Origin of the sequence: Streptosporangium sp. NPDC000396, assembly GCF_042898655.1 — a bacterium.
Taxonomy (GTDB): domain Bacteria; phylum Actinomycetota; class Actinomycetes; order Streptosporangiales; family Streptosporangiaceae; genus Streptosporangium.
Genome location: NZ_JBIAZA010000014.1, coordinates 204684 through 218122 on the forward strand (window position 1 = coordinate 204684; position 13439 = coordinate 218122).

The window sequence follows — 13439 nt, forward strand, 5'->3', positions numbered from 1 at the left end:
CACAGTCTGCAGAAAACTTTCACTCGAATATTGCAAGTCACGAAGCGTGGGGGTAGCGTTCCGGCGCGTCAGACCAAATTTCGCGTACCCCCCAGGAGGCCGACAATGGCCCACCTTGACCGTCGCCGCTTCCTCCAGCTCGGCGCCCTGGCCGCAGGAGGCACGGTTCTCACCGCCTGTGGTGGAGGAGGCTCCGCGGCCGCCCCCGCATCCGTCGGCCCGACCGGGACCGCCGCCACCGGTGAGATCACCGTGTGGAGCTGGCAGGGTCCCGCGGCGATGATGAAGGCGCTGGTGCCGGACTTCACGAAGGAGTTCCCCGGCATCAAGGTCGACGTCCAGGACATCGGGAACCCGGCCATCTGGGACAAGATCACCGCGGGGCTGGCGGCCGGTGGTCAGGGGCTGGGCGACGTGCTGCACATCGGCGTCGACTACCTGCCCGCCTACATCGAGAAGTTCCAGGGCGGCCTGGCCGACCTCGTGCCGCTCGGCGCGGACAAGCACAAGGACAAGTTCGCCCAGGGCATGTGGGAGACGGTGAGCCGGGACGGCAAGGTCTACGCCCTGCCGTGGGAGGCGAACTCGGCCGGTTTCTACTACCGGGCCGACCTGTTCGAGAAGGCGGGCGTCGATGTCGAGGCCCTGAAGACCTGGGACGAGGTCATCGAGGCGGGCATCAAGCTCAAGGAGAAGACCGGTGTCCAGCTGATCGGCATCGACAAGCCGGCCACGGTGGGCGACTCGGCCAACTTCTTCCAGATGCTCCTGCAGCTCCAGGACAGCTTCTACTTCGACATGCAGGGCAACGTCACCCTCGACTCGCCCCAGGCGGTCACCGCCATGACGATCATCAAGAAGCTGAACGACGCGGGCCTGATCGCCGACACCGCGGGCGGCTGGAACGCGATGATCAGCTCGATCAAGAAGGGCACCGTCGCCGTGCAGTCGATGCCGACCTGGTTCGGCGGCATCATCGAGGAGACCGTGCCCGGGGAGAAGGGCAAGTGGAAGGTGCGCCTCCCTCCGGCGGTCACCTCCGGCGGCAAGGTCTCGGCGACCGTCAACTCCACCCACCTGGCCGTCGCGAACACCAGCAAGGCCAAAGCGGCGGCGTTCGCCTTCGCGGAGTACGTGCTGACCAGGCCGGAGTCGCAGGTGAAGATCTACAAGGAGAAGGGCATCGCGCCCGCCCTGATGGCCGCCTACGACGACCCGGTCTTCCACGAGAAGTCGGACTTCTTCAGCGGCCAGAAGAAGGGTGAGATCTTCCTCGACGCCCTCAAGCAGCCGTCCTACGTGACGAACTACTCCGCCGACTACCCCCGCGCGCTGAAGGCCGTCACCGACGCCCAGAGCAAGGTGCTGCTCAAGGGTGCCGACCCGGCCGCGGTCCTCAAGGAGGCCGCGGACCTGATCGCTCAGCAGACCGGCCGCAAGGTCGTGCGGTGACGGCGGTCTCCGAACGTGTCACCGCCGGGGCGTCCGTCGTGACGCCCCGGCGGGTGCGCCAGCCGGGGGCGAAGGCCGCCCCCTACCTGTTCGTCCTGCCGGCGCTCGCGCTGTTCGCGGTCTTCAAGCTGTACCCGATCGCGTGGTCGTTCTGGCTGAGCCTCTTCCGGACCGACGGCACGCTGCAGACCTTCGCCGGGACGGCCAACTACGAACGGCTCCTCAAAGACCCGCTGTTCTGGACGGCACTGCGCAACACCGGCGTCGTCCTCGTCGTCCAGGTACCGCTGATGCTGGTCATCGCGATCGGGCTGGCCGTGGCGTTCAAGTCGGCACTGCTGAGATTCCGCGCCTTCATCCGGCTCGGCTTCTTCCTGCCGATGGTGACGGGACTCGTGGCGTACGGCATCCTCTTCGCCGTCCTGCTCAACCCGCAGTCCGGCCTGGTCAACTGGTTCCTCGGGATCTTCGGCATCCCGGCCGTGCCGTGGCTGACCGACACGCTCTGGGCGCGGATCGCCCTGGGTCTCGCCCTCACCTGGCACTACACCGGCTACAACGCGGTGATCTTCCTGTCCAGGCTGCAGGCGCTGCCCAAGGAGCACTACGACGCGGCGGCCGTGGACGGGGCGAACGCGTGGGAGAGGTTCAGGCACGTGACCCTGCCGGGGTTGCGTCCGGTCATCCTGCTCACGCTGGTCATGTCCACCATCGGCACGCTGCAGCTGTTCGACGAGCCGTACGTCCTCACCAACGGCGGCCCCGACAACAGCACGCTGACCTTGGGCCTCTACCTCTACAACAACGGCTTCAAGTTCTTCGACTTCGGTTACGCCTCGGCCATCGCCTACGCACTCGCCGTGATCATCGGGATCCTCGGCATCGTGCAGTTCCGTTTCCTGGGAGACAAGTCGTGAACCGCAGGAACGCGGCGGGCAGCATCATGCTGACGTCGTCGCTGCTGATAGCCGTCACCGTGGTGCTGGTGCCGTTCTACTGGCTGGTCGTGGCCAGCACGCACAGCACGGCCGAGGTCTTCGACAGCCCGCCGCCGCTGCTGCCGGGCGGGCACCTGCTGGACAACCTCGCCAACCTGGAGGCCAGCGTCGGCTTCAGCCGGGTGGTGCTCAACTCGGTGCTGATCTCCACGATCTACACGGTGCTGGGCGGCCTGGTCTGCACGATGGCGGGGTACGGCTTCGCCAAATACGACTTCCGAGGCAAGGAAGTCTTCTTCGGCCTGCTGATGCTCGGCCTCGTCATCCCCAGCCAGGTCACGCTCGTGCCGCTGTTCAAGATGATGCTGGCGTTCGACTGGCTCAACACCTACCAGGCCATCGTGCTGCCCAACCTGGCGTTGCCGTTCGGCATCTTCCTGATGCGGCAGTCGATGTCGGCGCTGCCCGACGAGATCCTGTCCGCGGGCCGGGTCGACGGCTGCGGGGAACTGCGGCTCTTCGCCCGCGTGGTGCTGCCGCCGATGCGACCGGCTCTCGCCGCCCTTGGCATCTACCTGTTCCTCTACCAGTGGAACGACTTCGTCTGGCCCTTGATCGCGCTGCGGACGCGGGACGCCTACACCATCCCGCTCGCGATCGCCTCCCTGCAGGGTGCCACCGAGACCGACTACGGCCAGATCCTCGCCGGAACGGCCGTCGCCGCCATCCCGATGGCCCTGCTCTTCCTTCTACTCCAACGACACTTCGTGTCCGGACTTCTCGCAGGAGCGGTGAAAGAGTGAGCGTCACGACCGCAGGGCTCGCGCCCGCGCCAACCGAGCACCTGCTCGACGACGTACGGCTGGCCGTCCTGACGCATACGCCAGGCGCGTCGGCGCGCTGGGAGCTGACCGCGCAGCAGGACGGCCCCGACCTGCTGGAGGTCCACTCCGACGGGGAGACGGAGATCCGGCTCTCGGTCCCGCTGGGCGACGCGGTGGGCTTCTGGCACCCCACCCGCTCCTGGAGCCGCCCGCTCGTCGCCGACTGGGCGGGCCTGGCGCACGTGTCGCTGGTCGAGGACGTCGCCGCGGGCTGCCTGTACGACAGCACCGGCCGCTCGATGCTCGCCTTCGCCGCCGTCGACACGGTGCCGGAGGCCGTGATGCGGTTCGGCGTCTCCGAGGAGAACAAGACCTTCGTCGTGCACCTGACCGTGCCCGCGGGCGTCTCGCCGTACAGGATGGTGTTCGCCAGGACGGCTCCGTCGGTCGCGGCGGCGATGCGCGGGCTGCGGACCTGGCTGGGAGCGGGCCTGGAGCCCGTGCCCGAGGCCGCGCGGCTGCCGGTCTACTCCACCTGGTACAGCTTCACCCAGGACGTCGAGGAGTCGGCCATCGAGGCCGAGGCGGCGCTGGCGGCGGAGCTGGGCTGCGGTGTGATCATCATCGATGACGGATGGCAGGAGCTGGGGAACGGGCGGGGCTATCCGGGCGTAGGAGACTGGCGCCCGGACAAGACGAAGTTTCCAGACCTCGCGAGACACGTCGCCCGAGTTCGGGAGTTCGGGCTGAAGTATCTCCTCTGGGTCGCCCCGCTGCTCCTGGGCCCGGAAGCCGAATGCTTCCCGGAGCTGTCGCCCTACGCCACGGCTCCGGCCGGCGTGCCGGGCGCGCAGGTGCTCGACCCGCGCAGGCCCGAGGTCAGGCGGCACGTGGTCGAGCTGTGCGCCTCGCTGGTCGCCGACCACGGGCTCGACGGGCTCAAGATTGACTTCTTGAACGAGGCCATGGTCTACGCGGGCACGCCCGCGCACGGCGCGGACATCCCCGACGTCGGCACCGCCATGAACGTGCTGCTGACCGAGCTCCGGGCCGCGCTTGAGGCCATCCGGCCCGACGTGCTGATCGAGCTGCGCCAGCCGTACGTCGGGCCGGGCATGGCGCCCTTCGGCAACATGCTCCGGGCCGACGACTGCCCGGCCGACGCGACCGCCAACCGGGTCCGCACGATCGACGTCGGCCTGCTCTCCGTGCGCGGGGCCGTCCACGCCGACATGCTGATGTGGGATCCTGAGGGGGAGGCGCGGAGCGCCGCGCGCCAGCTCATCGGCCCGCTGCACGCCGTGCCCCAGATCTCCGTCAGGCTCGCCGGGCTCAGCGAGGAGCACCGGCGGATGGTGGCGTTCTGGCTCGGCCAGTGGCGCAGGCTGCGGCCTCTCCTGCTCGACGGCGAGGTGGAGCCGGGGCGCCCGGACGAGCTGTACCCGGTCATCACGGCGTCGCGGGGAGAAGACTGCGTGATCACCGTTGGCGCCGACCGGGTGGCCGTGCTGGACACCGCGCGGCACCGGCGGATCACGCTCGTCAACGGCACCGCCGCGGAACGCCTCGTCCTCGATGTCACGGGGCCGGGAATCACGGTGGAGCTGGTCGTCTACGACGCGGTCGGATCTATGATCGAGCGGGCGCAGCGGCGGCTTGAGCCCGGCCTGTGCGCGCTGGCCGTCCCGCCCTCGGGCCTGGCGACTCTGGAGGAAGCCCAGTGAAGATCGGCATCACCGAGGTGGCGGCGCGGGCCGACGTGAGCGAGGCCACGGTCAGCCGGGTCATCAACCGCCGCTCGGGCGTCTCCGCCAAGACCCGCGAGGCCGTCGAGCGGGCCATGGCCGAGCTGGGCTACGAGCGTTCCACCCGAGGGCAGATCGTCGCGGTGATAACGCCGTGGCTGTCCAACCCGTTCTTCGCCGACGTCGCCGAGCTGATCGAGGCCGCACTGGCACCGCACGGGCTCAAGGGCGTGCTCTGCCCCGCCCTGCCGGGTGGCATCCAGGAACGCGAGTTCGTGACCGCGCTGGCCGACCACGGCGTCGCCGGGGTGGTGTTCCTGTCTGCCAGCAACACCATCGAGAACGCCGATCCCGAGACATACAACGTGCTGGCCGCCAGGCGGATCCCGTTCGTGGGGGTCAACGGCGCCTTCGAGGGGCACGACGTGCCGGTCTTCTCCACGGACGACCACCTCGCCGCCGAGCTGGCCGTGGAGCATCTGTTCTCGCTGGGGCACCGCAGGATCGGCATGGCCGCCGGTCCCGTCGGCAACCGGCCCGCCGATCGCCGGGTCGAGGGCTTCCTCGCCGCGCTGGAGCGGCGCGGGGTGGAGGACCCGGACCAGTGGGTGGTCCGGCAGTACTACACGATCGAGGGTGGCCAGTCGGCCACGTCCACCCTGCTCAGGCAGGATGTCACCGCGATCGTCGCGGCCAGCGACTTCATGGCGCTCGGCGCGATACGGGGGGTGCGCAGGGAGGGCCTGTCCGTGCCCGGTGACGTCTCGGTCGTGGGTTACGACGGATCGATGATCATGGAGTTCGTCGATCCTCCGCTGACCACGGTCCGGCAGCCCGTCGACCGGCTGGCCAAGGAAGTGGCCCGGAGCGTGGTCGCCCTGGTGAGCAACCGCGAGGTGCCGCCGGGCGAACTGCTGTTCAACCCGGAGTTGGTGGTGCGGGCGTCGACCGCACCGCCGCGTTCCATCTGATTTTTCCGAAATATCGCCTCGTCTCGCCGCTGCTAGCCCGAGATTCATCCGATCACCCCCTGAATCGGGAGACACATATGAGGTTCCTCGCCCTACCCGTCCTGCTCGGCTCCTCCCTGCTCGCCGCCGCGGCCCTGACCCCGGCCCACGCGGCGTCGGGCGGCCCGCTCGTCGTGGTCAACCCCGGCTTCGAGCAGGGCACCGAAGGCTGGACGTTCACCTCCGGAACCGGAGTCGCCACCAACGTGCCGCACGGCGGCGCCAAGCTGATCTACCTCGACGCGGGGGAGGGCATGAGCGTCAGCCAGACCGTCGCCGTCCCCACCGCGGGTCACTACTCCATCTCCGCCTGGATCGCCACCGGCGGCCCGGGCGGCACCTTCACCGTGCTGCGCAACGGCACCGCGGCAGGCTCCGTGACCCTGCCCGCCCGCTCCACCTACACCCGCTACACCATCTCCAATGTGGAACTCGCCGCGGGCGACCAGCTGGGCATCGTGTTCGGCTCCGGCTCGGGCTGGGTGAACGCCGACGACGTGATGATCTCCCCCGGTACGGCCGCGGGCCCCCGCGTGAGCTCGTCTAACGCCAAGGTCGTGGAGATGTTCGGCTGGGCCAAGGACAAGGCGGGCAGCTGGGTGCACCAGAGCGGTGTCCCCGGTCCGCTCAACGTGGACGAGCGCCAGCCCGCCGGCACCGGCCAGGGCACCTACGCCTCCACCTACTGGGCCGGGTACGCCCACCGCAGCGGCTACTACTCCCGCGACTTCGCCCACCAGCTGGCCGGAGCGCAGATCCTCGGCCTGGCCGCCGAGAACAAGACGATGCTCCGCTCGTTCGCCGCCTCGGCGACCGAGGAGCACAAGTACTACCCGGTGTGGGCGCTCAACTTCGACGGCTCCACCAACCTCTCCATCGACTACCGGAGCCCCACCAACTTCGTGCGTGAGGTGCCGGCCACGTTCGAGCTGGTCGAGAAGGCCAACCATGCGTTCCGCTGGAGCGGTGACCGCTCCTACATCGACGACCCCGTGTTCTGGGACTACTACCGGCACGCCACCAATGAGTTCGTCGAGCTGCACGACGGCACGCGCTCCAACGGCTCCGTCAAGGTCGCCGAGGGCACCGGCAAGGGCATCTTCCAGGGCACGGCCAGTTACAACGAGGACGGCGAGCCGCTGATCGAGGCCGGTGACGGGATCGGCTCCCAGTACCAGGCGTACAAGGCGCTGGCGGACCTCGCCGTCGACAAGGGCGACCTGAAGCTGGCGGCGGAGTACGCGGCCAAGGCGCGCGAGCTCAAGCGCTACTTCAACGACACCTGGAGCCGGAAGCAGGGCAGCACCGACTTCGTCCGCGCCTACAACGTCGCCGGCGAGCCGGTGACCGGCTTCGGCAAGGAGAACAGCTGGTTCATGCCGATGAAGGGGATCGTCGACGCCGGCCCGCGCAACGACGCCTACCTCGACTTCATCGACACCCAGGCCTCCGGCCCGGAGGGGCCGGTCAACATCGAGGCGTTCACCTACCTGCCCGACACGTTCTTCAGGCACAACCGCAACGAGACCGCCTGGAAGTGGATGCAGAGCGTCTACGACAGGCGTGAGAACAGGCACGTCGTCGGGCGCCAGGGGCTCAACGGCGACTACCCCGAGGTGTCGTTCACCCTGGTCAGCCAGACGGTCGAGGGACTGATGGGCATCCAGCCCGACGCCCCGCGGCGCACCGTCGCCACCCAGTCGCGGCTGCCCGCCGACATCGGCTGGCTGGAGGTGGCCGACGTGCCGGTCGGGGACGGCAAGGTGACGGTCCGGCACGACGGCCAGACCTCGACCACGTTCACGAACCACGCAGGCCACCAGACCTTCTGGGAGGCGCGCTTCGCGGGCACGCACCGCTGGCTGGAGGTCAACGGGCACCGCATGGTCGGCATGCCCAAGGTGATCGACGGTGTCCGGTACACCGTTGCCGTGGTGCCCGTGCGCGCCGGCCAGACCGCCACGGTCAAGGTCACCGGCTGACGCGCGTTCGCTACTGCCCCGCCGTACCGGCCGGCTGCCTTCCCGAGGCCGGTACGGCGGGGCGTCGCGTTCGGCCCGGTCTCAGCTCCAGGCCAGCGCGCCGCGCTCGGACCAGTAGGTCTCGGGATTCTCGGCCAGCCCGGCGAGCCGCTCGTCGAGCTCCGAGTCCCAGCCCACCTCGGTCGCGCCCAGGTTGCTGCGCAGCTGCTCGGCCGACACGGCACCGCTCAGCACCGTCGTGGCCCACGGCTGGGCGAGCACGGCCGCGAGCGCGAGCGCGTCCGGCGCCACGCCTCGCTCGCGTGCGAGGGTCGCGAGCGAGGCGGGTGCCGCGCGGGCGGTCAGCCGCCCGTTCGCCACCCCCTCCTTGACGATCACACCCATTCCCGCCTCGTGCGCCCGGCCGAGTGCCTCACCGGCCGAGCGCTCCAGCAGGTTCCAGGTCGACTGCACCGTGTCGAAGATCCCGATCTCGATCGCCCGCGTGATCGCGTCGGCCTGACGGGGGCCCGTCGTGGTGAGCCCGACGGCCACACCCCCGGCCCGCAGCACGCGCAGGAGGGTGAGCACCTCCTCGTCCTCGAACACTCCGCTCTCCACCGTCGCCGAGTGGATCTGGTAGAGCGAAAGACGCTCACCGAGCAGTTCCCGCGTCTGGTCCAGCTGACGGTGCAACTGCTCGGCCGAGAGGTCCTTCACCTCGTGGCGCTCGACGTCCATCTGCCAGCCGCCGACATACGCGTATCCCCACTTCGAGCCGACCGTCGCCGCCCCCGGAGCGATCCCGCGCTCGTGCAGCCAGCCGGCGAGGAACTCCTCCGCACGCCCGTAGGAACGCGCGACATCGAAATACCGCACGCCCGCCGCCCACGCCGCGTCGAGCACGTCCCACGCCCGCGATCGCATCGCGGTGACGCTGCGGTCGTCGCCGAGATCCTCGTCCCGGCCGAGCGTGATGTAGGCCGGGCGGCCGAGTGCGGCCAGACCGAGGCCGAGCGGCGTCGCCATCAGGCCGGTACGGCCCAGCGGCCGTTGGACGGGTGCCTCCACATCCACAACATAACCAACGGCGTCGATGCCGCCCCGATGCGGGAGAGGGTCGTGCCGCCGGGATACTTTGGGAGACCGAGCGGAGCGGTGGCGATAACAAATCTTGCGAAAAAACCTGAAACGGAAAAAGCGGAGCGAGGTCCTTACTGGTCTTCAGGCCGGACCGCGCCCGCCGCCAGCTCCGCCAGATGCACGACCCGCACGGAGGACCGCCTACGGCGCAGGCCCTGTTCGAGCTGGCGGTAGCAGCCGGGATTGACCACGGCCACGTAGTCGACCCCGGCCGCCTCGATCTCGTCGAGCTTGGCGTCGAGGATCCGCCTGCTGTCCCGGGGGCGGACCAGGGAGTAGCTGCCCGCCGCCCCGCAGCAGGTTCCCGCCGAGGGCAGCTCGACGTACTCGCCCATCCGTTCCAGCACCGCCCGGGGCTCACGCCAGACGCCCAGGCCGTTGCGCAGGTGGCAGGAGTCCTGCAGGGCGATGCGCGCGCCGACCTGGGGGACGTTCTCACCGGCCACGTACTCCGAGATCTCCTTGACCCGGTCGCGGCCGAGGACGTCGGCGAGGTGGGCGGCGCAGCCGCCGGAGGTGGTGACGATGGTGCCGGGCAGCCGCTCGCCCAGCTCGGCGGCCAGCTGCCTGCCGCGGGAGGAATCGCCGTTGTGCGCGTGCAACGCGCCGCAGCATCCCTGCGACGCCGGAGCCGCGAGCTCGGGATGGAGACGCAGGGCGGCCCGGCTCACCTTCGGGTAGAGGGCGCGTTCGAAGCATCCGAGCATCAGGTGCGGGCCGGAGGGCGACGGGGAGGTGCGGGCATGGCGGCGGAAACGGCCGAGCAGCCACACTCTCCAGCGGGCGTTGACCGCGAACATCAGCAGCCGGACGATCAGGGGGCGGCGGGTGCCTCGCCACTGCCGGTCCCGCCATTCCTCAAGCAGCGCGCCGTACTGGACGCCCGCCGGGCAGACGGTCTCGCAGGCACGGCAGCCGAGGCAGAAACTCGACTCCTCCTGAAGCCTCAGGTCGTTGTCCGGCAGGGTCCCCTCTTCCAGGGCGCGCATCAGCGTGATCCGGCCACGGGGAGAGGACGTCTCGTCCTTGGTGAGCGCGTAGGTGGGACAGGCGGGAAGGCAGAAGCCGCAGGAGATGCAGCGGTTGAGCAGTTCGGGAGTGAAGCCGTCCATCGAATTCCTCCAGAGTGGAGACCCCGGGCCGCGAGCCCCGGGGGGAGGTCAAGAGCCCAGCTTCCCGGGGTTGAGGATGCCCGCGGGGTCGAAGGCGGTTTTGATCCGGCGCAGCAGCGCCATCTGCTCGGTGCCCAGCCGTTCGGCGAGGTAGGGCAGCTTGGCGGCGCCGACGCCGTGCTCGCCGGTGATGGTGCCGCCGAGTTCCATCGCCGCGCGGAAGACGTCGCCGAAGGCCCGGTGGGCGCGCTCGATCGCGTCGGTGTCGTCGGCGTCCACGACGCAGGTGGGGTGGAGGTTGCCGTCTCCCGCGTGGCCGAACGTGGCGATCGTCAGGTCGTGCTTGACGGCGATGGCGTCGATGCGGTCGACCATCTCGGCGATCCTCGGGCGGGGCACGCTGGCGTCCTCCAGGATCGTGATCGAGCCCAGCCGCGACAGCGCGGGCAGCGCGCACCGCCGCGCGGCGAGCAGCGCCTCCGACTCGGCCGCGGCACCCGCGACGGTGGCCTCAAGGGCGCCCTCGCCGAGGCAGAGTTCGGCCATGCGGGAAAGATGGCGCTCGACCAGCGAGGCGTCGCCGTCGTCGCCGAAGAGCAGCAGGGCTCCCGCGTCGGACCTGAGCCCGAGCCGGGCATAGGCCTCGACCGCGTCGATGCACTTGGCGTCGAGGAATTCCAGAGTGGCCGGGACGAGCCCGGAGCCGATGATCCGCGCGACCGCCCGCCCGGCATCGGCCAGGGTGGCGAAGTACGCCAGGCCGGTCCCGCCGGCCCGCGGGGCCGGGGTGAGCGCGACCGTCGCCTCGGTGATCACGCCGAGGGTGCCCTCGGAACCGGTGAGCAGGCGGGTGAGGTCATAACCCGCGACGTCCTTCCAGAGCCGCCCGCCGGTGCGGATGACCTCGCCGGTCGGCAGCACCGCCTCCAGGCCGAGCACGTAGTTGCGCGTGACGCCGTACTTGAGGCCGCGCAGGCCGCCCGCGCACGTGGCGATGGTGCCGCCGATCGTGGCCACGGTCCTGCTGCCGGGGTCGGGTGCGTACAGCAGGCCGCGCGCGGCGGCGGCTCCGGCCAGCTCGGCGGTGGTGACCCCCGGCTGGCAGACCGCGAGCAGCTCGTCGGCGCTGATCTCCAGGATGCGGTCGAGCCGGGTCAGCACCAGCACGATGCCGCCGGTGAGGGGGACGGTGGCGGCGCACAGGTTGGACCCGGCGCCGCGGGGGACCACGGGGACGGATCGCGCGCAGGCCAGCTTGAGAACGGCCGCGACCTCCTCGGTGGAGCCGGGGTGGACGACGGCGCCGGGCCTGGCGGAGAAGAGCGGGGTGGCGTCCCTGGCATAGGCGGCGACGTCCCCGTCCGCGTGCCGTACGTGATCCTCGCCGACGATCGCGCGCAGCTCCCGGAGCACGGTGGCGTCCATCGCCTCTCCGCGTGGTGCGGTGTCCATGGGTCTCTCCTGTGCGTACGGCGGTGCGGTGTCACATGATCGCTAGCTGGCCGCCGTCGATCACCAGCTCGGTGCCGTGGATGAACGCCGCGTCGTCGGAGGCCAGGAAGGCGTATCCGGCGGCGACCTCCTCGGCCAGGCCCGCCCGGCCGAGCGGGATGTGGTCGCGCTCGTAGGCGGAGACGAAGCCGTCGGCCAGCCCGGCCGAGATCGCCGAGTTCAGCGGGGTGCGGATGTAGCCGGGGCACAGCGCGTTGACGCGGATGCCGTATCGGCCGAGCTCCACGGCCATGGTCTTGGTGAGCAGCAGCACGCCCCCTTTGGAGGCGTTGTAATGAGCGTAGTCCTCCTCGCCGCCGATCCCGTTCGTGGAGGACATGTTGAGGATCACCCCTCCGGAGTTCCGCGCCATCAGGTGCCTGGCCACAGCTTGGGCGAGCAGGAACATGCCGCGCAGGTTCACCGCCATGATCCGGTCCCAATGATCGGGGGTGATCTGCAGGAACGGCTCGCGCCACGCGGTGCCCGCGTTGTTGATCAGCACGTCGACACCGCCCAGGGCCGCGATCGCGCCGTCGACCAGCCGGGCCACGTCGGCCTCCGCGCTGACGTCTCCCGCCAGCCCGCCCACCTCGCCGAGCGGGCCGAGTTCGGCCACCGTCCGGTCCACCTCGGCCGCGTCGAGCCCGCCGACGAAGACCCGGGCGCCCTCCTCCAGGAACCTGCGGGCGGTGGCGGCGCCGATGCCGCTGCTGCCGCCGCTGACCAGCACGCGCTTTCCCGCCAGTCCGCGCATCGTGCTTCCCCTTTCAGCGTGCCGCGCCGCGGATGGCGAGGCGTGGTTCAGTGGTGATGTCGGGTTCGAGACGCATCGGCAAGGGCCGCCCTTCTCGTTGTGCGGCAGTTCCAGGTGAAGTTAGCAGCAGTTCCGGATTACGGTCTAGCATTCCGTTATCCGGAATATATGAGGAGTTCGCATGGGTAACGGCCAATCACCGGTGGGCAGCGTCGACCGGGCCCTGGTGATCCTGCAGGAGATAGGACGGCACGGCCGGGGGGTGACGCTGGACGAGCTGGCCACCCGGCTGGACATTCCCAAGAGCTCGCTCCACCGCCTGCTCGGCGCGTTGAAACACCGGGGGTTCGCCGCGCAGCACGAGGCCAACGGCCCCTATTTCGTCGGCACCGAGCTGCTGGCCACGGCGTTCCGGTTCTACGAGAGCATGGACCTGCGGACGCTGATCCATCCGCTGCTGCTGCGACTGTGCGAGAAGTTCCGCGAGACCGCGCACATGGCCGTGCTCGACGGCGGCGAGGTGGTCTATCTGGACAAGGTCGAGGTGCCCCGGTCGATCACGATGACCTCGGTCGTGGGCGGGCGCAACGCGGCGCACTGCACGGGCGTGGGCAAGGCGCTGCTGGCCTGGACCTACCCGACGGACGAGGCGATCAAGGCCTGGGCGGCGCAGTACGGCCCGCTCGCCGCGCCGAGCCGTAACACGATCACGAACCCGGCCAAGCTGGCCGCGCACATGGCCCAGGTCCGGGAGCGCGGTTACGCGCTGGACCTGGAGGAGAACGAGCCCGGCGTGCGCTGCGTGGCCGTCCCGGTCTTCATGGGGCGCTCGACCCCGCTGGCCTCGGTGAGCGTGACGGCGCTGAAGGACCGTATGCCCCCGGCGCGGTTCGAGGAGCTGGGCGAGGCCCTGTGCCGGATGGTCGCCGAACACGCCGGGACCGTCCGGCCCGCCACCTGATCCAGGAATCCATCGGTCCGTCCGTTCGCCCGTCCGCCCGTCCGC

The 13439-nt window shown here is 70.0% G+C and carries 11 protein-coding genes; 7 read left to right on the top strand and 4 right to left on the bottom strand.

Going from position 1 to position 13439, the window contains the following annotated elements; genetic code table 11:
- Positions 1 to 105 precede the first annotated feature (105 nt).
- From ACFY2X_RS23810 to ACFY2X_RS23835, 6 genes are all read left to right on the top strand, one after another.
- Entirely contained in the window at positions 106 to 1452 is a 1347-nt protein-coding gene (locus ACFY2X_RS23810; protein WP_389941149.1) for an ABC transporter substrate-binding protein, read from the top strand.
- A complete protein-coding gene (locus ACFY2X_RS23815; protein WP_389941151.1) occupies positions 1449 to 2369 on the top strand; it encodes a carbohydrate ABC transporter permease in 921 nt (306 codons plus the stop codon). The genes ACFY2X_RS23810 and ACFY2X_RS23815 overlap by 4 nt, the downstream gene beginning before the upstream one ends.
- On the top strand, positions 2366 to 3193 hold the full coding sequence (locus ACFY2X_RS23820; protein ID WP_389941153.1) for a carbohydrate ABC transporter permease: 828 nt from the start codon (positions 2366 to 2368) through the stop codon (positions 3191 to 3193). Before ACFY2X_RS23815 ends, ACFY2X_RS23820 begins: the two co-directional genes overlap by 4 nt.
- Positions 3190 to 4938, top strand: a complete 1749-nt coding sequence (locus ACFY2X_RS23825; RefSeq protein ID WP_389941155.1) for a glycoside hydrolase family 36 protein — start codon at positions 3190 to 3192, stop codon at positions 4936 to 4938. Before ACFY2X_RS23820 ends, ACFY2X_RS23825 begins: the two co-directional genes overlap by 4 nt.
- Positions 4935 to 5930, top strand: coding sequence for a LacI family DNA-binding transcriptional regulator (locus ACFY2X_RS23830; protein ID WP_389941157.1), 996 nt, complete (start codon positions 4935 to 4937; stop codon positions 5928 to 5930). The genes ACFY2X_RS23825 and ACFY2X_RS23830 overlap by 4 nt, the downstream gene beginning before the upstream one ends.
- A 77-nt stretch (positions 5931 to 6007) precedes the next feature.
- Positions 6008 to 7951 (top strand): CBM35 domain-containing protein, encoded by a 1944-nt coding sequence (locus ACFY2X_RS23835; RefSeq protein ID WP_389941159.1) that lies wholly within the window; start codon positions 6008 to 6010, stop codon positions 7949 to 7951.
- An 81-nt stretch (positions 7952 to 8032) separates the two neighbouring features.
- On the opposite strand, the gene ACFY2X_RS23840 is transcribed toward ACFY2X_RS23835, so the two are convergent.
- The 4 genes from ACFY2X_RS23840 to ACFY2X_RS23855 all read right to left on the bottom strand — a co-directional run bounded on the left by ACFY2X_RS23840 (position 8033) and on the right by ACFY2X_RS23855 (position 12433).
- A complete protein-coding gene (locus ACFY2X_RS23840) occupies positions 8033 to 9001 on the bottom strand; it encodes an aldo/keto reductase (protein ID WP_389941161.1) in 969 nt (322 codons plus the stop codon).
- Between the two features lie 143 nt (positions 9002 to 9144).
- Entirely contained in the window at positions 9145 to 10185 is a 1041-nt protein-coding gene (locus tag ACFY2X_RS23845; protein WP_389941163.1) for a (Fe-S)-binding protein, read from the bottom strand.
- Between the two features lie 48 nt (positions 10186 to 10233).
- Complete coding sequence (locus ACFY2X_RS23850) at positions 10234 to 11637, bottom strand: FAD-binding oxidoreductase (RefSeq protein WP_389941165.1); 1404 nt, start codon at positions 11635 to 11637, stop codon at positions 10234 to 10236.
- 31 nt (positions 11638 to 11668) lie between these two features.
- Positions 11669 to 12433 carry an SDR family NAD(P)-dependent oxidoreductase gene (locus tag ACFY2X_RS23855; protein WP_389941167.1) on the bottom strand — a complete coding sequence of 255 codons (765 nt, stop codon included), beginning with the start codon at positions 12431 to 12433 and terminating at the stop codon, positions 11669 to 11671.
- A gap of 181 nt (positions 12434 to 12614) precedes the next feature.
- Between ACFY2X_RS23855 and ACFY2X_RS23860 the strand changes: the two genes are divergently transcribed.
- On the top strand, positions 12615 to 13394 hold the full coding sequence (locus tag ACFY2X_RS23860; RefSeq protein ID WP_389941169.1) for an IclR family transcriptional regulator: 780 nt from the start codon (positions 12615 to 12617) through the stop codon (positions 13392 to 13394).
- Positions 13395 to 13439: the final 45 nt, after the last annotated feature.

Bases quoted from the DNA above. Each gene is read 5' to 3' on its own strand.
- ACFY2X_RS23810 (WP_389941149.1), top strand. From the start codon at position 106: ATGGCCCACCTTGACCGTCGCCGCTTCCTCCAGCTCGGCGCCCTGGCC.
- ACFY2X_RS23850 (WP_389941165.1), bottom strand. From the start codon at position 11,637: ATGGACACCGCACCACGCGGAGAGGCGATGGACGCCACCGTGCTCCGG.
- ACFY2X_RS23845 (WP_389941163.1), bottom strand. From the start codon at position 10,185: ATGGACGGCTTCACTCCCGAACTGCTCAACCGCTGCATCTCCTGCGGC.
- ACFY2X_RS23835 (WP_389941159.1), top strand. From the start codon at position 6,008: ATGAGGTTCCTCGCCCTACCCGTCCTGCTCGGCTCCTCCCTGCTCGCC.
- ACFY2X_RS23855 (WP_389941167.1), bottom strand. From the start codon at position 12,433: ATGCGCGGACTGGCGGGAAAGCGCGTGCTGGTCAGCGGCGGCAGCAGC.
- ACFY2X_RS23860 (WP_389941169.1), top strand. From the start codon at position 12,615: ATGGGTAACGGCCAATCACCGGTGGGCAGCGTCGACCGGGCCCTGGTG.